Source organism: Allobranchiibius sp. GilTou73, assembly GCF_021391335.1.
GTDB lineage: Bacteria > Actinomycetota > Actinomycetes > Actinomycetales > Dermatophilaceae > Allobranchiibius > Allobranchiibius huperziae.
Genome location: NZ_CP090051.1, coordinates 2,758,559 through 2,783,909, shown reverse-complemented (window position 1 = coordinate 2,783,909; position 25,351 = coordinate 2,758,559). Strand labels below are relative to the sequence as shown.

Here is a 25,351-nt window from a genome sequence, read left to right as displayed (position 1 = left end):
CCCATGAGCTTGTTCCTGCTGCGTCGGTTCATCAACTACGTGATCCTCACGCTGGTGGCGACCACCTTCAGCTACATCCTGGCGAGCACCTTCGAGAACCCTGCGGCGCGGTACCTGGGCAAGAACCCCCGCCCGAGCAACGAGACCATCGCCCGCACCCTGGACCGCTACGGCACCAACCCCAACACGCCGGTTCTGGAACGCACCTGGCACTGGTTCACGCAGCTGGTGTTCCACGGCAACCTCGGCCAGGAGTACGACGGAACGAGCGTGCTGCACGACATGATCGTGCGGTCGGGTGTCAGCCTGCAGCTGCTGCTGATCGGGTCGATCCTCGGAGCGGTGCTCGGTGTAGCACTCGGTGTATGGGGTGCGGTGCGGCAGTACAAGGCCAGTGATCAGACGGTCACCTACTTGTCGTACCTGATCCTGTCGATACCCGTGTACGTCCTCGGTGTGCTCCTGATGATCGTGGCAACGGAGTTCAACAGCCTGACCGGCACCAACGCCATCGTCTTCACCGGTCAGTACACGCCCGGCACATCGGGTTTCTGGTCGATCCTGCTGGATCGCCTGAGCCACCTTCTGTTGCCGACGATCGCGCTGATGCTCACCAGCGCCGCGTCGTACTCCCGCTATCAGCGCAACGCGATGCTCGACGTGCTGAGCGCCGACTACATCCGGACGGCCCGCTCCAAGGGACGTCCGAGGAACGCGGCGATGATCCGGCACGGCGTGCGGGTCGCGCTGATCCCCATGTCCACGTTCTTCGCCTACAGCTTCGGTCTGCTGGTCGCCGGCTCGATCTTCTTGGAGAAGATCTTCACCTGGCACGGCATGGGCGAGCTGGCCCTGAACTCGGTCAACCAGAACGACATCAACGCCACGACCGGCTCGATCCTGTACGTGGCCGTCCTGATCCTGATCAGCTCCACGCTGTCGCAGATCCTGTATGCCGCGCTCGACCCGAGAGTGAGAATCTGATGACCCTCACCAACCTGGAGATCCTGGAGGAGCCCGAGCCCTCGGCCACGCCGCTCGCCAGTTCGTCCAAGAATGCCGGCAGCGCGAGCCGCGGGAAGCTCATCTGGCTGCGCCTGCGCTCGACGGCACGCTTCTGGATCGGCGCGATCATCGTCCTGCTGCTCATCCTGTGGGCCATCTTCGGCCCGGCGTTCAGCAAGTTCGGGGCAGGCGATACCGACCTCCTCAATACCGGGGTCGGGCCTAGCGGCACCCACTGGTTCGGCACCGACGGCATCGGCCACGACCTGTACGTCGAGACGGCCCTCGGGCTGCGCATCTCGCTGGTCATCGGTCTGGTGGGCGGTCCGCTCGGCACGATCATCGCCGCGATCGTGGGGGCGTTCGCCGGGTATATCGGTGGCGTCTTCGACAAGGTCGTCTCGTGGTTCATCGACCTGATGCTGGTGCTTCCGTCGTTCTTCATCCTGCTGCTGATCAGCCCGGCGCTGAAGAAGCTCTCGTGGGTCGCCCTGGTCTTCTTCATCCCGGCCTTCGGCTGGATGATCATGGCGCAGGTGGTGCGGTCCTCGACCCGGTCGCTGACCGATCGCGACTTCGTCAAGGCGGCGCGGTTCATGGGGGTCAAGACCGGCAAGATCATCTTCCGCCACATCATCCCGAACGTGGCGTCGCTGCTGATCATCGACGCCACGCTCGGCGTCGTCTACGCCATCAGCTCCGAGACGGCGCTGTCCTACTTCGGCTACGGCATCCAGGCACCGCAGATCTCGCTCGGCACGCTCATCGCCGACGGGACCCCAGGTGCCACGACGCAGGCCTGGCTGTTCCTGTTCCCGACCATCGCCCTGGTCCTGCTCCTCTTCGCCGTCGGCCTCGTCGGCGACGCGTTGCGCGACGCCGTGGACCCGACCTCCGGAGTCACCCGTGACTGATGCGCCCCTGCTCGAGGTCGACAACCTGTCGGTCGAGTTCCAACAGCGCGGAGCACCCGTGGTCAACGCCGTCCGCGGCATCTCCTACCACGTCAACCGGGGCGAGTTCCTCGGCATCGTGGGGGAGTCCGGTTCGGGCAAGTCGGTCTCCTCGATGGCTGTGATGGGCCTGCTGCCCAGCACCGCCCGGGTCACCGGCGACATCCGTTACCGCGGTGAGTCGCTCCTGGAGCGCGACGACAAGGCGCTGTCGAGGCTGCGGGGCAAAGAGATCTCGATGGTCTTCCAAGACCCGCTGTCGGCGCTGACCCCCGTCTACACAGTCGGCAACCAGATCACCGAGGCGCTGAAGCTGCACGACTCCGGCCTGTCGGACAAGGCCGCCGACGCGCGCGTCATCGAGTTGCTCACCACGGTGGGCATCCCGGCACCGGAGCGGCGTGCCAAGGCCTTCCCGCACGAGTTCTCCGGCGGTATGCGCCAACGCGTGATGATCGCGATGGCCATCGCGAACGACCCCGACCTGATCATCGCCGACGAGCCGACCACCGCATTGGACGTCACGATCCAGGCGCAGATCCTCGAGGTGCTGCAGAAGGCCAAGGAGGTCACCGGGGCCGCCGTCGTGCTGATCACGCACGACCTGGGCGTGGTGGCCGGGAACGTCGACCGGGTCGCCGTGATGTACGCCGGCCGGCTCGTCGAGACAGGCACGGTCGAACAGGTGCTCACCGCGCCCCGGATGCCGTACACCATGGGTCTGCTGCGGTCCGTGCCGAACATGCAGACCGCCGGCCGCTCCCGGCTGGTGCCGATGGAGGGACGGCCGCCGTCGCTCGCCGCCCTGCCGCCCGGTTGCCCCTTCGAGCCCCGCTGCCCGGCCTCCATCGACGCCTGCAGCACGGCCGAGCCGCCGCTGGTGCAGATCGGGGGCGCCGCTCCGGGCGGTCGCGAGGTCGCCTGCATCCGGGCTGAGGAGTTCGAGCGAGGGACGCTCGGCATCGCCGACGTGTTCCCACGTCCCGAGCCGGTTCCGCCGGAGGAGCAGGCACAGGTCAAGGGCACCAAGATCCTGCAGGTCACCGACCTGAAGCGGCACTTCCCGCTCACCAAGGGAGTCGTGTTCCGCAAGACCATCGGCTCGGTCAAGGCCGTCGACGGGATCACCTTCGACATCGAGGAGAAGCAGGTCCTCGGGCTCGTCGGCGAGTCCGGCTGCGGCAAGTCGACGACGATCCTGGAGATCCTCGAGCTGGCCCGTCCGCAGAGCGGCTCCATCGAGCTGAACGGCGTCGACGTGGCGAGTCTGAGTTCCTCCAACCGGCTGAAGCTGCGCGGCGACGTGCAGGTGGTCTTCCAGGATCCGATGGCGGCGATCGACCCCCGACTCAGCATCGAGGACATCGTCTCCGAGCCGTTGACCGTGCGCGGCGCGTCCAGATCGGAGCGGTCCGCCAAGGTGCAGGAGTTGCTCGAGACCGTCGGCCTGGACCCGGCGATGTCGGGTCGGTATCCCCATCAGTTCTCGGGGGCCAGCGTCAACGGATCGGCATCGCGCGCGCCCTCGCCACGGACCCCAAGCTGCTCATCCTGGACGAGCCGGTCTCCGCGCTGGACGTGTCGATCCAGGCGGGTGTCATCAACCTGCTGCAGGACTTGAAGGACAGCCGCGGACTGTCCTACCTGTTCGTGGCGCACGACCTGGCGGTCGTGCGCCAGATCGCCGACGTGGTGGCCGTGATGTATCTGGGGCGGATCGTGGAGCTGGGGCGGGCGGACAACGTCTTCAGCCACCCGCAGCACCCCTACACCCAGGCGCTGCTGTCGGCCGTGCCCATCCCCGACCCGCGCATCGAGCGCACCCGTCAGCGGGTACTGCTGGAGGGCGACCTACCCAGCCCGACGCAGGAGATCACGGGCTGCAACTTCCACGGGCGCTGCCCGCTGTTCAAGATTTTGGATGCATCGCGTCAAGAGCGCTGCATCCAGACGGACCCGAGCCTGCGCTCGGTCCACCATTCTTCGGTCGCCTGCCACTTCGCGGAAGAGAATCCGCTGCGGGTCACCGGGGTCGATATCACCGAGAAGGAGAAATCATGAGGGCGAAGTTGACGGTCGCGACGGCTATGGGGGTGGGGCTCGCCCTCTCCCTGTCGGCGTGTGGTGGCAGCAGCGGCGGCGGCGGCAAGTCGTCGTCGGCCACCGGTAGCTCCAAGAGCAGCGGCGGTGGGAGCACCGCGGGCGCGGGCCTGCCGTCGTCGGCGTACACGAAGGCGGCGTACTCCTCGGTCAAGCAGGGCGGCACGCTCACCGGTGAGGTGTCGCAGCTGCCCACGAACTACAACAACTACCAGGCCAACGGTCTGCTGGGTGACACCCAGACGATCCAGAACCCGATCACCCCGGCCGGCGGTGGCTTCAACTTCAATGCCGACGGCACCTACAAGATCAACCCCGACTACCTCACCTCCGCGAAGGTCGTGGCGAGCAGCCCGACCAAGATCGAGGTGAAGATGAACCCCAAGGGCGTGTGGTCCGACGGCAAGCCGATCACCTACATGGACGAGGTGAACAACTGGAAGGCCCTCAACGGGACCAACGCCAAGTTCGAGGCCGCCACGACCTCGGGTTGGGACCAGATCGCCTCGGTCACCAAGGGCGCCACGAACTACGACTACACCGTCACCTTCAAGACCGCGTACTCCGACTGGGTCGGCTACATCTACCCGGTGCTGCCGTCGGTCGCCAGCGACACGCCTACGCACTTCAACACGACGTACGCGAGCAAGCAGTACCCGACCAACGGCCCCTTCGTCATCAGCAAGATCGACGCGAGCGCCCAGGTCATCACCGAGACCCCGAACCCGAGGTGGTGGGGTCGCAAGCCCAAGCTGGACAAGATCGTCTGGCGTGTCATCGACCAGAGCTCGATCGGCCAGTCGTTCGTCAACAAGGAGCTGGACGTCGTCGACACCCAGGCGAACGCCGACGTCATCAAGCAGGCGTCCGGTCGTAGTGACTCCACCCTGGAGAAGTCCGGCGGCCTCAGCTGGACCCAGCTGACCACCAACGACAGTAAGCCGCCGTTCAACGACGTGAACGTCCGCAAGGCGGTCGCCTTCGGCATCGACCGGACGACGTTCGCCAAGGTCGTGCAGAAGGGCCTCACCGTCCCGCCGCAGACGCAGGGCAACGGCATCCTCATGCCCGGTCAGAAGGGGTATGAGGACAACTTCGGCGCCGCCTACCCGTACTCGACCTCCAAGGCCGAGGCGCTGCTGAAGCAGTCGGGCTACACCAAGGGCAGTGACGGCTACTTCGCCAAGAACGGGCAGACCCTCTCGTTCGCGATCCTGGTGCCGTCGGGCACGCCGACCAACGCCCAGCGCGCCCAGCTGATTCAGACCTTCCTGCAGAAGATCGGCATCAAGGTCACGCTGAACACCGTTCCGACGGCGAAGTACTTCAGCGACTACATCCAGACGGGCAACTACCAGGCCAGCAGCTTCACCTGGCAGGGCGGTCTGCTCCCGGTGTCCTCCAGCGAGCCGATCTACTACCCGGCCAACGGTGGTTCGAACTACTCCAAGATCACCGGTCCGAACCAGGGGAAGCTGTGGGCCAAGGCGCTCAGCGACCTGAACCCGACGTCGCGCCTGGCGGACATCGACGCGATCGACAAGGACCTGACGTCCTACGTCGCGATCATCCCCCTCGCGACCACCCCGCTCATCTGGGGCGTCAAGAAGGGTGTCGTGAACTACGGGCCCACCCAGTTCGAGACGATCGACTGGACCCAGGTCGGCTACTCCAGCTGATGCACTGACGGCGCTGCGGCGTCGTGACGGGGCCGGGGTCCGCAGTCGGATCCCGGCCCCGTCGCGTATCGCGGTCGCCAGGACGAGCTCGACCAGGTCACGATTTGGTTGCACGTCGCCCGGGGTCCTCGATCCGGCACCGTTCCCGTGGCAGCCTTTCCCTGCAGCCCCGGGAAGCGCACTGCAATACGCGTGCGCCGAGGCGGCCAAACCGTAAAATCTCTCGTCTGGAGGCAGATTGCGTTGTCGGTGATCATCGAAAGTCCCGACGCAGCATCCGCACCGGGTGAAGGCGACAGTGCCAAGGAGATCGAGGGCAAGTCACCCCGGCAATTGGCCTGGATGCACCTTCGGCGCGACAAGGTCACGCTCGGTGCCGGCGTCGTCGCGGCGCTGGGGATCCTCATCGCGATCGCAGCACCGATCCTCGTCAAGCTGGGAGCGATCGACAACGCGAACGACACGCATCCGAATCTGCTGACCGACAGCGGACAGACCCAGGGTGCGTTCAGCGGCGCCTCGTGGTCCCACCCCTTGGGTGTCACTCCGCAGAACGGTTCGGATCTGCTCGACCGGCTGCTGCTCGGTACGACCTACTCCCTGGTCATCGCCGTGGGCGCCACCGTCATCACGCTCCTGCTCGGCACCATCGTCGGCATCATCTCCGGCTACATCGGCGGCAAGACCGACTACTGGCTGGGCCGCCTGATCGACCTGGTGCTGTGCTTCCCGCAGACGCTGATGCTGTTGGCGCTCGCACCGACGTTCGTGGACCTGCTGAGCAACCGGTTCGGCGTCCCCGCGGGCGCCACCGCGCACGCCACCTTCGCCATCCTGGTCCTCGGACTCTTCGGGTGGCCGCTGTTCGCCCGCGTGGTCCGCGGACAGGTGCTCTCGCTGCGCCAGCGGGAGTTCATCGAGGCCGCCACGAGCCTGGGCGCGACGCGACGCCGGATCTACATCAAGGAGCTGCTGCCCAACCTGTGGGCGCCGTTCCTTGTCTACGGCTCGCTCTACATCCCTCAGTACATCTCCGCCGAGGCCGCACTGGCCTACCTGGGAGTGAGCATCCAGCCGCCCACCCCCACGCTCGGCAACATCCTCAACGCCGCGATCGGCTACATCCAGACCGACTCGACCTTCTTCCTCGAGCCGGCCGTCGTGATCGTGATCCTGGTGCTGGCGTTCAACCTGCTGGGCGATGGTCTGCGCGACGCGTTCGACCCTCGATCCGACCGCTGACGCGGCGACTGAACCTAACTGAATGCATCACCTGCAATTCCAATTCCGCATCTCAATCTGAAGGAACATTCATGCTCCGAGCGAACAAATCACTCACGCTGGTCGGTGTCAGCGTGGTGGGCGCTGCTCTCGCCCTCTCCGCCTGCGGCGGTGGCGGCAGCACCAAGAACGGCGGCACCAGCACCAAGAAGGGCGGCACGCTGACCTACCAGTACGCGGGCAGCCCGGTCACCTCGTGGGATCCGCAGAACAGCTACATCGGTGTCGACCTGACCAACGAGTCGCGCCTGTTCTCCCGGAGCCTGGTGCAGTTGTCCACCACGAACACGGTCGCGGCCGCCGCGAAGCCGGTCCCGGACCTCGCGACCAACACGGGCACGAGTTCCAACGGGGCCAAGACCTGGAAGTTCACCCTCAAGTCGGGCGTGAAGTGGCAGGACGGCAGTGCCGTGACCTGTGAGGACGTCAAGTACGGCGCCGAGCGCAGCTTCGCGCCTGCTGCCGCGGGTGGCCCGACGTACGCCAAGACCTACCTGGGTCTGTCCAAGTACGCGGGTCCCGGCACGGCCGGTCAGTCCGACTTCGACAAGCAGGTGACCTGCTCGGGCAACACCATCACCTACAACTTCAAGCTGGCGTGGCCGGACTTCCCGCTGGCGATCGCGTCGCTGCGTGAGTTCGACCCGTACAAGAAGTCGCAGGACAAGGGCACCAAGAGCAACTACACCGTCTTCTCCGACGGCCCGTACAAGCTGCAGGGCTCGTGGGTCACCGGTACCGGCGGCACGTTCGTGCGCAACCCGGAGTACTCGGCCTCGACCGACGGCGTCCGCAAGGCGCTGCCGGACAAGATCATCTTCAAGGACAACACCAACCAGGTCACCACGATCAGCAGCCTGATCCAGGACAACCCTGCTGACCAGGCTTCCGTCACGTACATCAACGTGCCGTCGGCCAGCTTCTCGCAGACCACCGGTGCCAACGTCAAGGACCGCGTCGACAACGTGGGCACGACGTACATCGACTACCTGCAGCCGAACATGAAGCGGATGACCAACCCTAAGGTGCGTCAGGCGTTGGCCATGGCCACCGACCAGAACGCGTACATCAAGGCGCTCGGCGGGTCGGCGTACGGAACGGCGGCGTACTCGCTGCTGAACCCGACCGTCACCGGTTACCAGCTGAACAGCACCTTCAAGTCGGAGATCACCGGTAACGCGGCCGCCGCCAAGAAGATCCTGCAGTCGGCCGGCGTCCCGATGCCCTACCCGATCAAGTACACCTACTCCAACAACACCGCGAACGCCACGTCGCAGGCACAGGCCCTCGCGGCCACCTGGGACCAGGCAGGTTTCAAGGTCACGTTGAACGCGGTGTCGGCGCACTACTACCCGACCATCCGGACGCCCAGTGACAACTCGGACGTCTACTGGGCCAGCTGGAGCCAGGACTGGGCGGCAGCGTCCACGATCCTCCCGCCGCTGTTCGATGCGCGCATCAACCTGTCGTCCTCGAGCAAGAGCTCGGACTACGGCAGCTACAGCAGCAACACGGTGAACGGCCTGTTCGACAAGGCCGCTCAGCAGACCAGCCAGTCGGCTGCGGCGTCCGTCTACAACCAGGCGGACACCCAGTTGGCCAAGGACCTGGCCTACATCCCGCTGGCACAGCGCAAGTTCGTGCTGGTGTACGGCTCGAAGGTCACCAACTTCCAGGCCGGTCCCGTCACGGCCTCCTACCCCGACCTCGGAGTCATCGGCGTCAAGCAGTAGATCTGAACTGACGGTGGCCGGCCGGGCACATCTCGTGCCCGGCCGGCCACTGGTTGCCATTGACACGGTTCGAGGCCTTCGTCGTATCCAGGAGCCACATGTTCACCTATATCGTCCGCCGCCTGATCGGCGGCGTCGTCATGCTCATCGTCGTCAGCTTCGTGACGTTCCTGCTCTTCTTCTCCTCGGGTACGAACCCAGCGCAGTACACGTGCGGCAAGACGTGTACGCCGGCCATCGTGGAGCAGAACTCCAAGGTGCTCGGATACAACGAGCCGGTCATCGAACAGTGGGGCCGCTTCGTCCAGGGCATCGCCGTCGGCCGTGACTACCCGGTCGACAAGTCGATGATCAAGGACCCGAACACGATCGTGCACTGCAGCGCGCCGTGCCTCGGCTACTCACCGCAGCTGGCTCAGACGGTGACCCAGACGCTGAAGCCGCGGATCGGGGTGTCGGCGTCTCTGGCGCTGGCGGCGTTCGTGATGTGGATGATCCTGGGCGTCGGCTTCGGGCTGGTCGCGGCGGTGCGCCGCGGTGGACTGCTCGACAAGACACTTGTCGGTGTGGCGTTGATGGCGTACGCCATGCCGACCGTCGTGACGGCGCTGGTCCTCTACCAGTTCCTGGTCATCAAGTGGCAGGTCTTCCCGACGCCGGAGTACGTGGGGATCACCAACAATCCGGCGAGTTGGTTCGTGGGACTGCTCTTACCCGGTCTCACCCTCGCGCTGTTCTACGCGGGTGCCTATGTGCGACTCACACGGGCATTCATCCTCGAGACCCTGGGGCAGGACTTCCTGCGGACCGCCAAGGCCAAGGGGGTCGCTCCGCGTCGCATCCTCTTCAAACACACGCTGCGGGCCGCGCTCACCCCGATCGTCACCCAGGCAGGTCTGGACTTCGGCGCGGTCCTCGGTGGCGCGATCATCACCGAGAACGTGTTCGGTTACCCCGGTCTGGGGCAGATCGCGGCGCAGTCGGCGGTCACGTTCGACCTGCCCACCACCGTCGGCGTCGTGCTGATCCTCGCGACGTTCGTCATCATCGCCAACCTGGTGGTCGATGTGCTGTACGGATTCATCGACCCCCGTGTGAAACTGGTCTGAGGAAGGCGAACGCATGAGCAACCCAGTGACTGTAGACAAGCCCCGGCACGACGGCGCCGCCGGCGGCCCGTTGTTGAGCGTCAAAGACCTGAAGGTGCACTTCAACACCGACGACGGCGTGGTGAAGGCCGTCGACGGCGTCAGCTTCGACCTCGCGGCCGGGCAGACGCTCGGTATCGTCGGCGAGTCCGGCTCCGGGAAGTCCGTGAGCAGCAGCGCGATCATGGGCCTGCAGCGCGGGACCTCCGCGCGTGTCTCCGGGTCGGTCGTCTTCGACGGTCGTGACCTGATGGAGGTCAGCGACGAGGAGTACCGCGAACTGCGCGGGCAGGACATCGCGATGATCTTCCAGGATCCGCTGTCGGCTCTGCACCCGTACTACACCGTGGGCGCCCAGATCGCCGAGGGCTACCGGGTGCACCACCCGGATGCCAGCAAGAAGGAGGCGCGCGAGCGCACTCTGGAGATGTTGGGCAAGGTGGGGATCCCGAGCCCTGCGCGGCGCATCGATCAGTATCCGCACGAGTTCTCCGGCGGTATGCGCCAGCGCGCCATGGTCGCCATGGCCCTGATCAACGATCCCAAGCTGCTGATCGCGGATGAGCCGACCACCGCACTCGACGTGACGGTGCAGGCACAGATCCTCGACCTGATGGTGAGCCTGCAGGACGAGTTCCGGTCGGCCATCATCATCATCACCCACGACCTGGGCGTCGTCGCCGACATCGCCGACGACATCCTGGTGATGTACGCCGGGCGCCCGGTCGAGAAGGGCACCGTGCTCGACACGTTCGCGCGGCCCAAGCACCCCTACACCTGGGGACTGCTCGCCTCGATGCCGCGACTGGACCAGGCACGCGCGGAGAAGCTGGATCCGATCCCGGGCAACCCGCCCTCGCTGATCAACCTGCCGACCGGGTGCGCGTTCAACCCGCGGTGTGCGCACCGGGACCGGGTGCCCGGTGACAAGTGCCGCACGGTGGAGCCGGAGCTGTTCCAGATCGGGACCCAGCAGGCGCGTTGCTTCCTGACCGATCAGGACCGGGCCGAGATCGCCGCCTCCCACGACGCGAGCACCCACGCGACCGAACAACCGCAGGAGAGTGCATGAGCGAGCAGACACAGGGTGCGCACCGGGCCGGTGGCACCGCGGTCAGCGACCGTGAGGAGCTGCTGGTCGTCAAGGGCCTGCAGAAGTACTTCCCGCAGAAGAAGGCCGGGCTGATCCGGCGTCCCGATGCCCCGGTCAAGGCGGTCGACGGTCTGGACATCACCGTCCGGCGCGGCGAGACCGTAGGCCTGGTGGGGGAGTCCGGGTGCGGCAAGTCCACGGCCGGCCGCACCATGCTGAAGCTGTTGGAGCCCACCGGCGGCACCATCAGCTTCGAAGGCGAGGACATCACCGACGCCAAGGGCACCCGGCTGCGCAAGCTGCGTCGCGAGATGCAGATGGTCTTCCAGGACCCGTACGGGTCGCTGAACCCGCGGCACACGATCGGCAGCATCATCGCGTCGCCGTTCGAGATCCAGGCGGTCAAGCCCGAAGGGGGCGTGAAGAAGGCCGTTCAGGAGCTGATGTCCCGGGTGGGCCTCAACCCCGAGCACTACAACCGCTACCCGCACGAGTTCTCCGGCGGTCAGCGCCAGCGCATCGGCGTCGCGCGTGCGATCGCGCTGCGCCCGCAGCTGATCGTGTGCGACGAGCCGGTGTCGGCGTTGGACGTGTCGATCCAGGCGCAGGTCGTCAACCTGCTGGAGGAGATCCAGGACGAGCTGCAGCTGTCCTACATCTTCGTGGCCCACGACCTCTCGGTCGTGCGCCACATCTCCGACCGGGTCGTCGTGATGTATCTGGGCAAGGTCATGGAGGTCGCCGACCGCGACACCCTCTACGAGGCCCCGCAGCATCCGTACACCCAGGCGCTGCTGTCCGCCGTGCCGGTGCCGGACCCCGCGCAGTCGCGGGACCGCGAGCGGATCCTGCTCACCGGAGACCTCCCCAGCCCGCAGCATCCGCCGTCGGGGTGTGTCTTCCGCACCCGGTGCTGGAAGGCGCAGGACGTGTGCGCCACCGAGGAACCGGTGCTGGAGCAGGCCGACGACGGGCGCGATCACCAGCTCGCGTGCTTCTTCCCCTCGATCACCACCGACCGCCCCACCGACAGCACCGCGCCGTCGATGGGTCGGCGCGCGCGCGGCGGCCGCAGCAACGTGGCCGACACGGCCGACACGGCCGACACGGCCGACACGGCCGACACGGCCGACACCGCCGCCAATGATGGCGACGCCAGCTTCGTGGCACCGAGCAGCGGCGACTCCGGCTCCGAGGGACCGACCCGCGTCTGACCCGTTCGATCGCCGCCTGCCCGCACAAACCCGTGCGGGCAGGCGGCGTCGTCGGTTGTAGGGTCGGGCGCGCCGTACTTCACGGGTGGCCCTGCTCGTCGTCGCCGCCCACCGACCAGGAAGCGTCATGGAAACCGCCGAGATCCGTCGCCGTTGGCTCGCCTATTTCGAGGCGCGCGGGCACACCGTCGTACCCAGCGCCTCGCTGATCTACGACGACCCGAACCTGCTGTTCGTCAACGCGGGCATGGTGCCGTTCAAGCCGTACTTCCTCGGCGAGCAGCAGCCCACCTGGGACCGCGCCACCAGCGTGCAGAAGTGCGTTCGCACCGGTGATATCGAGGAGGTCGGCAAGACCTCCCGGCACGGCACGTTCTTCCAGATGAACGGCAACTTCTCCTTCGGCGACTACTTCAAAGAGGGCGCGATCGACTTCGCCTGGGGGCTGCTGACCACCAGCCAGGCGGACGGCGGCTACGGCCTGGACCCGGAGCTGCTGTGGCCGACCGTCTTCCGTGATGACGACGAGGCGTACGCGCTGTGGCGGGACCGGATCGGCGTCCCCGAGGCGCGCATCGTGCGCCGCGACGAGGAGGACAACTACTGGAGCATGGGCGTGCCCGGCCCGGGCGGTCCCAGCTCGGAGATCTTCTACGACCGCGGTGCCCGGTACGGCGCCGACGGCGGCCCGGCGGTCGACGAGGACCGCTTCATGGAGATCTGGAACCTGGTCTTCATGCAGGACGAGCTGTCGGCGTTCCGCACCAAGTCCGACTTCGACATACGGGGACCGCTGCCGCGGCGCAACATCGACACCGGGATGGGCCTGGAGCGGATGGCCTCCGTGCTCCAGGGCAAGGACAACCTCTACGAGATCGACGAGGTCTATCCGGTCCTGGCCAAGGCCGCGGAGATGACCGGCCGCACGTACGGCGCGAAGTCCGGTCATGCCGCGACCAGCTCGCACCCCGACGACGTGCACCTGCGCGTGGTCGCGGACCACATCCGCTCGTCGCTGATGCTGATCGGCGACGGGGTGACCCCCGGCAACGAGGGGCGCGGCTATGTGCTGCGACGGATGCTGCGCCGCGCGGTGCGCGCGATGCGACTGCTCGGCTACCGCGACCACGCGCTGCCCCAGCTGCTGCCGGTCAGCAAGGACCGGATGAAGGCGAGCTACCCGGAGCTGGAGACCGACTTCGCGCGGATCAGCCAGATCGCGTACGCCGAGGAGGACGCCTTCCGGCGCACCCTCGACGCCGGGACCACGATCCTGGACACCGCCGTGACGAAGGCCAAGAAGCAGCCGTCCCCGCAGCTGTCGGGGGACGCGGCGTTCCAGCTGCACGACACCTACGGCTTCCCGATCGACCTCACTCTGGAGATGGCCGCCGAGCAGGGCGTCCAGGTCGACGAGGCGGGCTTCCGCTTCCTCATGCAGGAGCAGCGCGACCGCGCCAAGGCGGATGCCAAGGCCAAGAAGTCCGGGCACGCCGACGTCGGCGTCTGGACCGAGCTGCTGTCGCTGGGTCGCACGGACTGGCAGGCGTACGAGCACCTTTCGGTCGAGGCATCGGTCGTCGGGCTCGTGCGCGACGGTGAGCGCCAGCAGGAGCTCGAGCCGGGCGCGACTGGGCAGGTCGTGCTGGATCGCACGAGCTTCTACGCCGAGTCCGGTGGCCAGATCGCGGACTCCGGCGACATCGTCACCGAGCAGGGCGTGCTGAAGGTGCTCGACGTGCAGCGCCCGGTCAAGGGACTGGTCGTGCACACCGTGCAGGTGCAGGACGGGCCCGTGCGGGTCGGTGAACAGGTGCAGGCGAAGGTCGACCCCGACTGGCGGGTCGCGGCCTGTCAGGCGCACTCGGGCACCCACGTGATCCACGCCGCGCTGCGCCAGGTGCTCGGCCCGTCGGCGCTGCAGTCCGGCTCCTACAACAAGCCGGGCTACCTACGGCTCGACTTCGCGTGGGGCTCCGCGCTGTCGCCGGAGACCCGCTCGGAGATCGAGGAGGTCGCCAATCTGGCCGTGCGCAAGGACCTTCCGGTGTCCGCACAGTTCATGACGCTGCCCGAGGCGCGTGAGTGGGGCGCCCTGGCGCTGTTCGGTGAGACCTATGACGAGCAGGTGCGCGTCGTGCAGATCGGCGGCCCCTGGTCGCGGGAGTTGTGCGGTGGCACCCACGTCGCGCACTCATCCCAGGTGGGCGCGCTGACCCTGACCGGTGAGTCATCGGTCGGCTCCGGCGTACGCCGTGTCGAGGCCTTCGTGGGCATGGATGCGCTGCACTACCTGGCCGGCGAGCGGGCGATGGTGGCCGAGCTGTCCGGACTGGTGAAGGTGCAGCCGGCCGAGCTGCCCGCGCGTATCTCCGAGTTGCTCACCCGGGTCAAGGACGCGGAGCGGGAGATCGCCAAACTGCGCCAGCAGCAGGTGCTGGCCGGCGCAGGCGACCTGGTCGCGGGCGCCAAGGACGTCTTCGGCGTGCGGTACGTCGGCCACGATGCCGGTGCGGCGAGCGCCGACGAGGTACGCGCCCTGGTGCTGCAGCTGCGCGACCAGCTCGGTGACGCGACGCCGGCGGTCGTGGCGGTCACCGGTGTCAGCAAGGATCGGCCCGTCGTGGTCGTGGCGACCAACGCGCAGGCCCGCGAGTGGGGCGTGCGCGCCGGCGATCTCGTGAAGGTCGCTGCCGGCGTCCTCGGCGGCGGTGGCGGCGGCAAGCCCGACCTCGCCCAGGGCGGTGGCAGCGATGCCGGCAAGACCGGGGACGCGCTGACCCGGGTCGAGCACACGGTGGGCGAGACGGTCACGGCCCGGTGACCACCTCGACTCCTGTTTTGGACATGCACATCGGGACACCTGTGCCCCGGTGTGCATGTCCAAAAGCCAGGTGGGTGCGGTGAGGCCGGGCGCCCGCCTCGGCGTCGACGTCGGATCGGTGCGCATCGGTGTCGCGACCAGCGATCCGGACGCGTCGGTCGCCACCCCGCTGCGTACGGTCCGCCGCGACCCCGCAGGCGTCGCCGACACCGCCGAGGTCGCGCACGAAGCCGGAGAACGCGGCGTCCTCGAGATCGTCGTCGGGCTGCCGCTCTCGATGGACGGGGTGGAGCGGGCTGCCGCGCAGACGGCCCGGTCCTGGGCCGTCGCCCTGGCGAAACAGGTGCCGGGGGTGGTCGTGCGGCTGGTCGACGAGCGCTTGAGCACGGTGGACGCACAGCGCGCCCTGCACGCCGCCGGGCGTACGGCCCGCACCAGTCGGGAGATCATCGACCAGCAGGCAGCTGTGCTGATCCTGCAAGCCGCGCTTGACTCCGAGCGTGTTTCCGGACACGCTCCGGGAGAAATCGTCGGCGGCCGCAAACCGCGTACTCGGCAGAGCCGCCGACGCCCCTCGGAAGGAAGGCCCGGATGAACGACTCCCATCTCGGGGATTCGATCTTCGGCTCATCCGGGCGCGGCGCCCGGCAGGGTGGTCGGGACGCGACCGGCCCGCTGTCCGATGCGGACCCGGACGCCACCGGGCCGGTGCCACCCGCGGTGGCAGCCCCGGCTGTGAGCAGGCGCGAAGCGCGTGAGCGCGACCTGCAGCAGCAGGCCCCAGCTCCCCGTCCACGCGAGGCACGGCCCCGCAGACGGCCGGACGACGACGGCCGTCGGCCCGCGGTGCGTGGATGCCTGGCGCTGATCGTCGGTGCGCTCGTGATCGGTGCTGCCCTCATCTTCGCCATCTCGACGCTCGGCTCCTCGTTCCTGCCCAAGTTCGGCGGGGGCGGCGCGCTCGCCGGTGGCGGCGGGGACTACGTGGGCGCGGGCACCGGGAGCGTGACCATCACCGTCGCGCCGGGCGACTCCGGGACGGCGATCGGCGAGACCCTCCAGAAGGCGGGGGTCGTGAAGTCGGCCAGCTCCTTCACCGCGCTCGCCGCCAACAACTCCAAGTTCGCGGCGCTGCAGCCGGGCACCTACCGGCTGCGCAGGCACATGAGCTCCGCCGACGCGCTCGACGTACTGCTGGATCCGAAGGCGAAGGTGTCCGGGGGAGTCACCATCCCCGAGGGCCTGTGGGCCACCGAGATCTACAGCCGTCTGTCCCAGGCGACCAAGGTGCCGCTCGCGGACTACACGAAGGTGCCGGTCGCGTCTCTCAGCCTGCCGGCAGCCGCTCGGGGCCGGGTCGAGGGATACCTCTTCCCCTCGACGTACGACTTCCCGAAGGGCGCGAGCGCGCAGACCCAGCTGCAGACCATGGTGACCCGCTTCAAGCAGGAGGTGGCGAGTCTCGGGATCCCGCAGAGCCGCCTCGCGAAGGTCACCATCGTGGCCTCGCTGGTGGAGGCGGAGGCCAGCCGTGCACAGGACGGCCCGAAGGTCGCGCGCGTGGTCGACAACCGCATCGCACGCGGGATGCCGTTGCAGCTGGACTCCACGGTGAACTACCTGCTGCACCGCCGCGGCAAGGTGACCACCAGCAACGGCGAACGCGATTCGTCCAGCCCGTACAACACCTACCGCTCCGCCGGACTGCCGCCCGGGCCGATCGACAACCCCGGACTGGCATCCCTGCGTGCGGCGTACCGACCCGCGGCGGGTCCGTGGCTGTACTTCGTGACCGTCAACCTGGCCACGGGCGAGACGGTCTTCGCCTCCGACAGCACCGGGCACGCGGCCGCGGTACGACGTTTCCAGGCCTGGTGCACCGCGCATCCGGGCAAGTGCTGAGCGGTCCACGGGCGGCGGTCCTCGGCCGGCCGGTGGCGCATTCGCTCTCGCCGGTCCTGCACCGGGCGGCGTACGACGCGCTCGGCCTGTCCGACTGGACGTTCGACCTGTTCGACGTGGGCGCGCAGGAGCTGCCGGGCTTCCTCGCCTCGCTCGACGAGCGGTGGCGCGGACTGGCCCTCACGATGCCGTTGAAGGAGGCCGCGCTGGCGCTGGCCGATGTCGCGTCGCCGACCGCGCTGCGTACCGGAGCGTCGAACACGCTGATCCGGCAGGACGATTCATGGCACGCGGACAACACCGACGTGTTGGGGATCCGCGCGGCGCTGCTCGACGCGGGTGTCGCCCCCGGCGTCGGGCGGGCCCTCGTCCTCGGGTCCGGCGCCACCGCTCGGTCGGCCCTGGCTGCCCTGGCGGGGCTCGACCTGCACGACGTCGTCCTCGCGGTGCGCGGCGAGGCCCGCCCCGAGACGCTGCGGCAGGCCCGTGAGGCGGGGATGACGATCAGGGTGGCGCCGCTCGACGATGCCGCCCATCTGCTCACTCAGGTGCCGGTCGCGGTGAGCACCCTGCCGCCCGGCGGCGCCGACGCGGTCGCGGCCACGCTGGGGGAGCGGCAGCTCACCGGGGACGGGGTCCTGCTCGACGTGGTCTACGCCGGGTGGCCGACGCCGCTGGGGACTGCGGCGCGGGGCGCGGGACTCAGCGTCGTACCCGGCATCGAGATGCTGATCCACCAGGCGGCCGCCCAGGTGCGGTCCATGACGGGCCGGGACGCGCCGCTCGCCGCGATGCAGGCGGCTGGACGGGCGGCGCAGCGCACCCAGGGGGCGTGACAAACTCGGGCGCATGTTGCGTTGGTTGACCGCCGGTGAGTCCCACGGCCCGTCCCTCACCGCGGTGATCGAGGGTCTGCCCGCCGGGATCCCGGTCAGCCGGGAGGATCTGGTCGTCGCCCTGGCCCGCCGCCGGCTCGGATACGGCCGCGGTGCCCGGATGAAGTTCGAGCAGGACGAGGTGCAGTTCACCGGCGGCGTGCGACACGGCCGCACGATGGGCTCGCCGGTCGCGATCACCATCGCCAACACCGAGTGGCCCAAGTGGCAGACGGTGATGAGTCCGGAGCCGGTGGACGTCGACGACCTCCGGGCCGCCGACGACGTGGGCGCCCCGAAGGAACTGGCCCGGAACAAGGCGCTGACCCGGCCCCGGCCCGGCCACGCCGACCTGGTCGGGATGCAGAAGTACGGCTTCGACGAGGCCCGCCCGGTGCTGGAGCGCGCGTCCGCGCGCGAGACGGCCGCGCGGGTCGCCCTCGGTGAGGTCGCCGCCCGGTTCCTGCAGGCGGCGTACGGCATCCGGCTGGTCTCGCACACGGTCGCCATAGGCGGGGCCGTGGCCGCCGACGACGTACCGCTGCCGGATCCGGACGACGTCGACTCGCTCGACGCCGACCCGGTGCGCACCCTGGACCCGGCCGGATCCGCGGCGATGGTCGCTGCGATCGACGCCGCCAGGCAGGCCGGGGACACGCTGGGCGGAGTGGTCGAGGTCATCGCCTACGACGTCCCGCCCGGCCTCGGTTCCCACGTGCATTGGGACCGGCGGTTGGACTCCCGGCTCGCCGGCGCGCTGATGGGCATCCAGGCCATCAAGGGCGTCGAGGTGGGCGACGGGTTCCGGACCGCGACCCGACCCGGCTCGCAGGCCCACGACGAGATCGTGCGCGAGGACGGCGTCGTACGCCGCACGTCCGGGCGGGCCGGCGGCACCGAGGGTGGCATGTCCACCGGTGAGGTGCTGCGGGTGCGCGCCGCGATGAAGCCGATCTCGACCGTGCCGCGGGCGCTGCGCACGATCGACACCGCGACCGGCAAGCCCGCCACCGCGATCCACCAGCGCTCGGACGTGTGCGCGGTGCCGGCGGCGGGAGTCGTCGCCGAGGCGATGGTCGCGCTCGTGCTGGCGCAGTCGTGCCTGGAGAAGTTCGGCGGCGACAGCGTCGTGGAGACCGCGCGCAACCACCTGAGCTACCTGGAGTCCATCCCGGCCGAGATGCGGACCTGGTGAGCGTCGTCGCGGTCCTGATCGGACCCCCCGGTGCGGGCAAGACCACCGTCGGTCGGCGGGTCGCCGCCCGGTTGCAGGTGCCGTTCGTCGACACCGACCATCTGGTCGAGCAGGAGGCCGGCGCGAGCATCTCCGACATCTTCGTGGAGCAGGGCGAGCAGGCGTTCCGCGCCCTCGAGGCGGCCGCGGTCGCACGCGGCTTGCAGGGCGAGGGCGTGCTCGCACTCGGCGGGGGAGCGGCGATGCACCCGGGCACCGCGGAGCTGCTGCGCGGTGCGCCGGTCGTCTTCCTGGACGTGACGATCAAGGACGCGGCGGGCCGGGTCGGCTTCGACGGTTCGCGGCCTCTGCTGGCCGTCAACCCACGCGCCACCTGGACCCGGATGATGGACGCCCGGCGCCCGACGTACGAAGCGCTCGCGACGTGGCGGGTCGACACCGGTGGCCGCAAGATCGCGGAGGTCGTCGCTCAGGTGTCCGAGCTGATCGACCCCGGCTCGACGGAGCGGGCATGACGATCGACCGGATCCCGGTCGGCACCGCGTACGACGTACTGGTCGGTCGTGGGGTCCTCGCGCAGCTGCCGGCGGTCGTGCCGGACGACGCCACCAGGGTCCTGCTCGTCCACCCGCCGACGCTGGCCGACCGCGCGGACGAGCTGGCTGCTGCGTTGCGCGCGGGCGACCGGTCGGTCCTGGTTGCGCAGCTGCCGGATGCCGAGGCCGCGAAGACCGCCGATGTCGCCGCGCGTCTGTGGTCCCGGCTGGGCGAGGCGGGTTTCACCCGCACCGACGTCGTCGTGGGGTTCGGCGGGGGAGCCACCACCGACCTCGCCGGGTTCGTGGCCGCGACCTGGCTGCGCGGCATCCGGGTCGTGCAGGTGCCGACGACGCTGCTCGGGATGGTCGACGCCGCGGTCGGCGGCAAGACCGGCATCAACACCCCCGAGGGGAAGAACCTCGTGGGTGCCTTCCATGAACCGGTCGCGGTGCTGTGCGACCTGGACCTGCTGGCGACGTTGCCGCGGGCCGACCTGGTCGCGGGGCTCGCGGAGGTCGTCAAGTGCGGTTTCATCGCTGATCCGCGCGTCCTGGAGCTCGTCACGGCGGACCCGGCGGCTGCGAGCGATCCGGACGGCGAGGTGCTGCCCGAGCTGGTGCGCCGGGCCGTCGCGGTGAAGGCGCGGGTGGTCGCCGCGGACCTCAAGGAGTCCTCGCTGCGCGAGATCCTCAACTACGGCCATACCTTCGCGCACGCCATCGAGCAGGTCGAGCACTACACCTGGCGCCACGGTGACGCCGTCGCCGTGGGAATGGTCTACGTCGCCGAGCTGGCTCATCGGGCAGGGCTGCTCGCCGCGGATCTGGTGGTCGAGCACCGCCGGGTGCTGACCTCGCTCGGCCTGCCGACGACCTACCGGGACGGCCGTTGGGAGGATCTGCTCGCCGCGATGCGACGCGACAAGAAGACCCGCGGCGACCTGCTGCGGTTCGTCGTGCTGACCGACATCGCGGCGGTCACCCGGCTGGAAGGACCCGCGGAGTCGGACCTGCGCGCGGCGTACGACGCGGTCAGCGCCACCGACTGATTCGGGGCAGGGCGTCCCGGCCGGTAGACTGGACTCGACGATCCGGCGGCCGAATCGGCACCCACCCCGACGCAGACACGCGGCATGTGCGCCTGTCTGCGTCGATCCGTGAGTGCGTGGCTCCGGGATCGATCCCCGAGACCTGCACCTGAACTACCGAAGGAAGTCCTACCCGTGGCGAGCACGAACGAACTGAAGAACGGTCTGGTCCTCTCCATCGACCGCCAGCTGTGGTCGGTGGTGGAGTTCCAGCACGTCAAGCCCGGCAAGGGGCCGGCCTTCGTGCGCACCAAGCTGAAGAACGTCCTGTCCGGCAAGGTCGTGGACCGCACGTTCAACGCCGGCGTGAAGGTCGAGACGGCCACCGTGGACCGCAGCGACATGCAGTACCTCTACAAGGACGGGTCCGACTACGTCTTCATGGACGTCAAGACCTACGACCAGGTGACCATCCCGGGCGCGACCGTCGGGACCGCCGCGAACTTCCTGCTCGAGAACAACGAGGCGATCGTGGCCACCCACGACGGCACGGTGCTCTACGTCGAGCTGCCGACCTCCGTGGTCCTGGAGATCACCCACACCGAGCCCGGCCTGCAAGGCGACCGCTCCACCGGCGGCACCAAGCCCGCCACGCTGGAGACCGGCGCGGAGATCTCCGTCCCGCTCTTCCTGGAGACCGGCGTCAAGGTCAAGGTCGACACCCGCGACGGGTCGTACCTCGGCCGCGTGAGCTGAGGCGACGGTGGGCGCTCGCACCAAGGCTCGCAAGCGCGCGCTCGACCTGCTCTTCGAGGCCGAGCAGCGCGGTGTGAACGCCGTGACGCTGCTCGACGAGCGGGTCGCGGAACCCGTCACACCGGCGCCTTTGCCGGACTACACCGCCGACCTGGTCCGCGGCGTGGTGGCGCACTGGTCGGTCATCAACGAGACCATCCAGACGTACACCGACTGGCCGATGGACCGCATGCCGGCGGTCGACCGGGCCCTGCTGCGGCTCGCGGTCTGGGAGCTCGCGTTCAACGACGACGTACCGGAGAAGGTGGCGATCGCCGAGGCGACCCACCTGGCAAGTGAGCTGTCCACCGACGCCTCGCCGCAGTTCATGAGCGGCCTGCTCACCCAAGTCGCGCAGGTCAAGCACACCCTGGCCTGAGTCGACCCCCTCGGCCCCGACCGGGTGGAGTCGCGGCGCGCTTCATACGGCGCGCGGCGACCCTCGTCGTCCGCCGTCGTCCGCCGTCGTCCGCCGTCGTGTCCGATGTGACCGATCCCGGGAAGATCGGCGTGGCGGCTTGCATTTCGCCAGGCTCGTAACCCCCACACTGAACGTCGCCTGTGGCACGGTATGGAGGCCCACCAGCCTCACCTGTCACAGGAGTCCCAGTGAAGATCCGTCGTGGATCGTGCGCCGCATATCGCGCGGCCCTGATCGGCACCGTGACGGCGGCCGCGACGATGGGTCTCGCGGTCGGACCGGCCGGCGCCGATCCCGCACCGGCGCCGTCGCCCGTCCCTCCCGTCACCAGTGCCGCCGCTCCGGTGTCCACCACCGCGGGCGCCACGGGGACCCGGGTCGTTTCGTACGGCGGGGTGTCCGTGCGGGTGCCGGCCGGCTGGCGGGTCGTCGACCTGGACAAGACCCCCGGTGCCTGCGTGCGACTGGACGTCCCGACGGTCTACACCGGCGCGGCGGCGGCACAGCAGGACTGCCCCGCCCACCTGGTGGGCCGGGCGGACACCCTCTGGCTCGCGCCGTCGGCCACCGCCGCGGGCACGCCGAGCGGCCGGGTGGGCACCATGGCCGCGCGCGTGATGACCGACGCCACCGCGCACGAGCAGTTGGCCGCGGTCGCCGGACGCAAGGTCGTCATCCAGGCGACCTGGGGCACCTCCCGGACGGACGTCGACGCGGCCCTCGCGAGCGTCACCGGCACCACCGGGTCGGTCCCTGCGGCAGCCCTGGCGCGCGCCGCGACGAGCCCGGGCGCTTCGGCCGCGCAGCCGGCTGCCACCGCAGGCCCGCGAGCGAGCACCAGCGCCGTGGCCGCATCGACCTCGGCGTTCACCGGGTTCGGGCTGGATACCTGCTCCGCTCCCTCGACCAGTGCCCTCAGCGCGTGGAAGAGCTCGCCGTACCGCGCCGTCGGCGTCTACATCGGCGGCGCGAACCGCGCGTGCGGCGACGGCAACCTGTCCGCGTCCTACGTGTCGGCGGTCAGCAGCGCGGGATGGGGTCTGATCCCGATCTACGTCGGGCTGCAGGCACCGTGCGTCCAGGCCGGCGGCCTGTCCACCATCTCTCCCTCCAGTGCCGCCAGCCAGGGCACCGCGGCTGCCGCCGACGCCGTCGCGAAAGCCCGGTCGTTCGGTATCGGCACCGGCCGGCCGCTCTACTTCGACATGGAGAACTACGGTCTCGGCAGCTCGTGCCGCAACGCTGCGCTGACGTTCCTCTCCGTGTGGACCACCGCCGTCCACCGGTCCGGCTACCTGTCCGGCGTGTACGGGGGCCCGCCCTCGGTGATGAGCGACATGTCCTCCGCCGGCAGCAGCTTCGTCGCGCCCGACCACGTCTGGTTCGCGTACTGGAACGGCCTGGCGAACACCACTGCCCAGTCGTCGTACTCCCGCTTCTCCGACGCCGAATGGGCGAACCACCAGCGGCTGCACCAGTACGCCGGGAACGTCACCGAGTCCTGGGGCGGTGTGCGGATCAACATCGACGCGAACTGGATCGACGCGCCCCTCGCCGGTAACGCGACGCCCGTCTCGTACGGCAGCAACACCACCGGGCCCGTCGGAGCCGGGTTCTCCCTGACCGGACCGATGTCGTCCTGGCACACGATGACCGGCCAGGGGCTGGGTGGCCACGCGGTCTACACCGGCAGCAGCGGCACCTCCACGGAGGTCAACGGCGCCACATGGTCGAGGTACCTGGGGGCGGGCACCTACAGCGCGATGGCCTACGTGTCGTCCAGCAACAGCAGCGGGCGGGCGCGCTACTCCATCACCGGCGGCGGCGTGTCGACCGGTTCGGTGCTCGACCAGTCCAGCGCCAAGGGGTACCGCTCGGTCGGCACCTTCACGCTGCACTCGGCCGCCACGGTGGCGGTGCACGTCGGCGACAACGGCGGCAGTGCAGCGCACACGCCGTTCGCGGTCGACGCCATGTGGTTCAAGGCGCTCTCGTCGACGCCTCCGCCGCCGCCCGCACCGGCAGTGCCCGGTCCTTCGTCACGGCTGTCCGCCACGGTCGGCAGCGGCTCCTCAACGGTCGACTGGACGGCACCGACCACCGGTGGCACGGTCGGCAGCTACACCGTCACGGCGTCCCCCGGCGGGCGGTCGGTCAGCGTGGGCGCCGGCGCGCGCAAGGCCACGCTGACCGGGCTCAGCAACGGCACCACCTACCGCTTTACCGTCGTCGCCAAGAACGCCGGCGGCTCGGGGCCGGGCGTCACCACGGGCACCGTCGTGCCGACCGCATCGACCCGTCTGACCGCCGTCGGTCCCGTGCGGCTGGTCGACACCCGCTTCGGCACCCGTTTCAACGCCGTCCACACGCCGCTCGCGCCCGGGGCGTCCCTGAAGATCTGGGTCAGCGGTCTGGTCGGATCGCCCGTGCCGTCCTCTGCGACCGGCGCCCAGTTGCACCTGAGCGTCTCCACGTCCAGGCCGGGCTGGCTCACCACCCCCGGAGGGGCCGTGGTGTTCGGCGGATCGCAGGTCACCTCCTCCTCGCGGCTCTTCCCGCTGACCGGCCGTTCGGTGACGGTCACCAACCACGGCCCGGCGGCGGTGCACCTGATGATCGACGTCGAGGGCTACGCGTCCACCGGCGGAAGCCGGTGGACGGCGACGACGCACACCCGGATCGTCGACACCCGCGTCGGCACCCGGTCCAACAGCCGGCGTACCGCGATCGAGGCCGGCGCCACGGTCACCTTCAAGGTGGCCGGTGCGTCCGGTTCACCGGTCCCCACCGGGTCCGCGAGCGCGCTGCTGAACGTCACCGCGACCTCGGCCGGCTCCGCGGGCTACCTCACGGTGAGCAGCACCAGCACCTCGGTGCTTGCCTTCGGTGCGGGGCGCAGCGTCGCGAGCACGACGCTGGTCCGGCTCGGCTCGTCGGGCACGATCACCGTGGCCAACCGCTCGGCGCACAGCCTGCACGTCGTCGTCGATGTGCAGGGGTACGGCGGTGCGTCCGGCGGCCAGTGGACCCAGGTGCCGCCGACGCGGATCCTGTCCGGTGTCACTGCCACGGCGGCGTTCTCCCGCGCGGTGCAGATCCCCGCCCGCGGGTCGGTGACGGTGCAGGTGCGCGACACCTACGGCACGCCGGTGCCCGGCACGTCGACCGGTGTCGAGGTCGTGCTCGACGCCGAGTCTGCTCAGGCCTCGGGGTATCTGACGAACGGCACGGTCTCCAGCGCGAGCTCGCTGCTGGGCTTCACGGCGGGTGGAGCGGGCACCAACACCGCACTGCTGCCGATCAGCGGGAGGGGCACAGTGACCATCACCAACGTATCGGGCGGGAGCGTCCGGCTCACGCTCGACGTCACGGCGTACACCGGTCCCTGACCCGTGCGCTGCGCGGCGCACGGCGCGGTTGTCAGCGTTTCTCTGGTGGATACGCCAGAGAGACGCTGACAATCGCCGGCCGAGCGAGTCCGAACGCGTGGACGCCGTCGGCGGGCGGGCGCTCCCTCCGCTACCATCGGGGCCGACAGACATCCTTTAACGATCCGTCCTGCGAGG

The 25,351-nt window shown here is 69.2% G+C and carries 18 protein-coding genes and 1 pseudogene; all 19 read left to right on the top strand.

Annotation, left to right across the window (positions count from 1 at the left end):
• Positions 1-3 precede the first annotated feature (3 nt).
• The 19 genes and pseudogenes from LVQ62_RS13675 (at position 4) to LVQ62_RS13585 (ending at position 25,174) form a co-directional block, all read left to right on the top strand.
• Positions 4-984, top strand: a complete 981-nt coding sequence (locus tag LVQ62_RS13675) for an ABC transporter permease (protein WP_208051736.1) — start codon at positions 4-6, stop codon at positions 982-984.
• The gene (locus tag LVQ62_RS13670; protein ID WP_208051737.1) at positions 984-1,919 is read left to right on the top strand and encodes an ABC transporter permease; all 936 of its coding nucleotides are present in this window, start codon (positions 984-986) and stop codon (positions 1,917-1,919) included. Before LVQ62_RS13675 ends, LVQ62_RS13670 begins: the two co-directional genes overlap by 1 nt.
• Positions 1,912-4,019, top strand: a pseudogene (locus LVQ62_RS13665) (dipeptide ABC transporter ATP-binding protein). Before LVQ62_RS13670 ends, LVQ62_RS13665 begins: the two are co-directional and overlap by 8 nt.
• Positions 4,016-5,737, top strand: coding sequence for an ABC transporter family substrate-binding protein (locus tag LVQ62_RS13660; protein WP_233762375.1), 1,722 nt, complete (start codon positions 4,016-4,018; stop codon positions 5,735-5,737). The pseudogene LVQ62_RS13665 and the gene LVQ62_RS13660 overlap by 4 nt, the downstream one beginning before the upstream one ends.
• Positions 5,738-5,986: 249 nt before the next feature.
• Positions 5,987-6,979 (top strand): ABC transporter permease, encoded by a 993-nt coding sequence (locus LVQ62_RS13655; RefSeq protein WP_233762373.1) that lies wholly within the window; start codon positions 5,987-5,989, stop codon positions 6,977-6,979.
• 71 nt (positions 6,980-7,050) lie between these two features.
• On the top strand, positions 7,051-8,751 hold the full coding sequence (locus tag LVQ62_RS13650; RefSeq protein WP_233762371.1) for an ABC transporter substrate-binding protein: 1,701 nt from the start codon (positions 7,051-7,053) through the stop codon (positions 8,749-8,751).
• A 98-nt stretch (positions 8,752-8,849) separates the two neighbouring features.
• Positions 8,850-9,860, top strand: a complete 1,011-nt coding sequence (locus tag LVQ62_RS13645; RefSeq protein WP_208051742.1) for an ABC transporter permease — start codon at positions 8,850-8,852, stop codon at positions 9,858-9,860.
• Between the two features lie 13 nt (positions 9,861-9,873).
• Entirely contained in the window at positions 9,874-10,971 is a 1,098-nt protein-coding gene (locus LVQ62_RS13640) for an ABC transporter ATP-binding protein (protein WP_233762370.1), read from the top strand.
• Positions 10,968-12,206 (top strand): ABC transporter ATP-binding protein, encoded by a 1,239-nt coding sequence (locus tag LVQ62_RS13635; protein ID WP_233762368.1) that lies wholly within the window; start codon positions 10,968-10,970, stop codon positions 12,204-12,206. Before LVQ62_RS13640 ends, LVQ62_RS13635 begins: the two co-directional genes overlap by 4 nt.
• 127 nt (positions 12,207-12,333) lie before the next feature.
• Positions 12,334-15,030, top strand: coding sequence for an alanine--tRNA ligase (gene alaS / locus LVQ62_RS13630; protein ID WP_233762367.1), 2,697 nt, complete (start codon positions 12,334-12,336; stop codon positions 15,028-15,030).
• A gap of 79 nt (positions 15,031-15,109) precedes the next feature.
• On the top strand, positions 15,110-15,625 hold the full coding sequence (ruvX, locus tag LVQ62_RS13625; protein WP_179480345.1) for a Holliday junction resolvase RuvX: 516 nt from the start codon (positions 15,110-15,112) through the stop codon (positions 15,623-15,625).
• Entirely contained in the window at positions 15,622-16,932 is a 1,311-nt protein-coding gene (gene mltG, locus LVQ62_RS13620; RefSeq protein ID WP_233762365.1) for an endolytic transglycosylase MltG, read from the top strand. Before ruvX ends, mltG begins: the two co-directional genes overlap by 4 nt.
• Positions 16,905-17,768 (top strand): shikimate dehydrogenase, encoded by an 864-nt coding sequence (locus LVQ62_RS13615; RefSeq protein WP_370639630.1) that lies wholly within the window; start codon positions 16,905-16,907, stop codon positions 17,766-17,768. The genes mltG and LVQ62_RS13615 overlap by 28 nt, the downstream gene beginning before the upstream one ends.
• Before the next feature lie 13 nt (positions 17,769-17,781).
• The gene (gene aroC / locus LVQ62_RS13610; RefSeq protein WP_233762361.1) at positions 17,782-19,002 is read left to right on the top strand and encodes a chorismate synthase; all 1,221 of its coding nucleotides are present in this window, start codon (positions 17,782-17,784) and stop codon (positions 19,000-19,002) included.
• Positions 18,999-19,517 (top strand): shikimate kinase, encoded by a 519-nt coding sequence (locus LVQ62_RS13605; protein ID WP_179480351.1) that lies wholly within the window; start codon positions 18,999-19,001, stop codon positions 19,515-19,517. Before aroC ends, LVQ62_RS13605 begins: the two co-directional genes overlap by 4 nt.
• Positions 19,514-20,590 (top strand): 3-dehydroquinate synthase, encoded by a 1,077-nt coding sequence (gene aroB, locus LVQ62_RS13600; protein ID WP_233762360.1) that lies wholly within the window; start codon positions 19,514-19,516, stop codon positions 20,588-20,590. The genes LVQ62_RS13605 and aroB overlap by 4 nt, the downstream gene beginning before the upstream one ends.
• Before the next feature lie 174 nt (positions 20,591-20,764).
• On the top strand, positions 20,765-21,325 hold the full coding sequence (gene efp / locus LVQ62_RS13595) for an elongation factor P (RefSeq protein WP_179480355.1): 561 nt from the start codon (positions 20,765-20,767) through the stop codon (positions 21,323-21,325).
• Positions 21,326-21,332: 7 nt separating this feature from the next.
• Positions 21,333-21,743: a transcription antitermination factor NusB gene (nusB, locus tag LVQ62_RS13590; protein ID WP_179480357.1), complete on the top strand. Its 411-nt coding sequence runs from the start codon at positions 21,333-21,335 to the stop codon at positions 21,741-21,743.
• 230 nt (positions 21,744-21,973) lie between these two features.
• Positions 21,974-25,174 carry a glycoside hydrolase domain-containing protein gene (locus LVQ62_RS13585; protein WP_233762358.1) on the top strand — a complete coding sequence of 1,067 codons (3,201 nt, stop codon included), beginning with the start codon at positions 21,974-21,976 and terminating at the stop codon, positions 25,172-25,174.
• Positions 25,175-25,351: the final 177 nt, after the last annotated feature.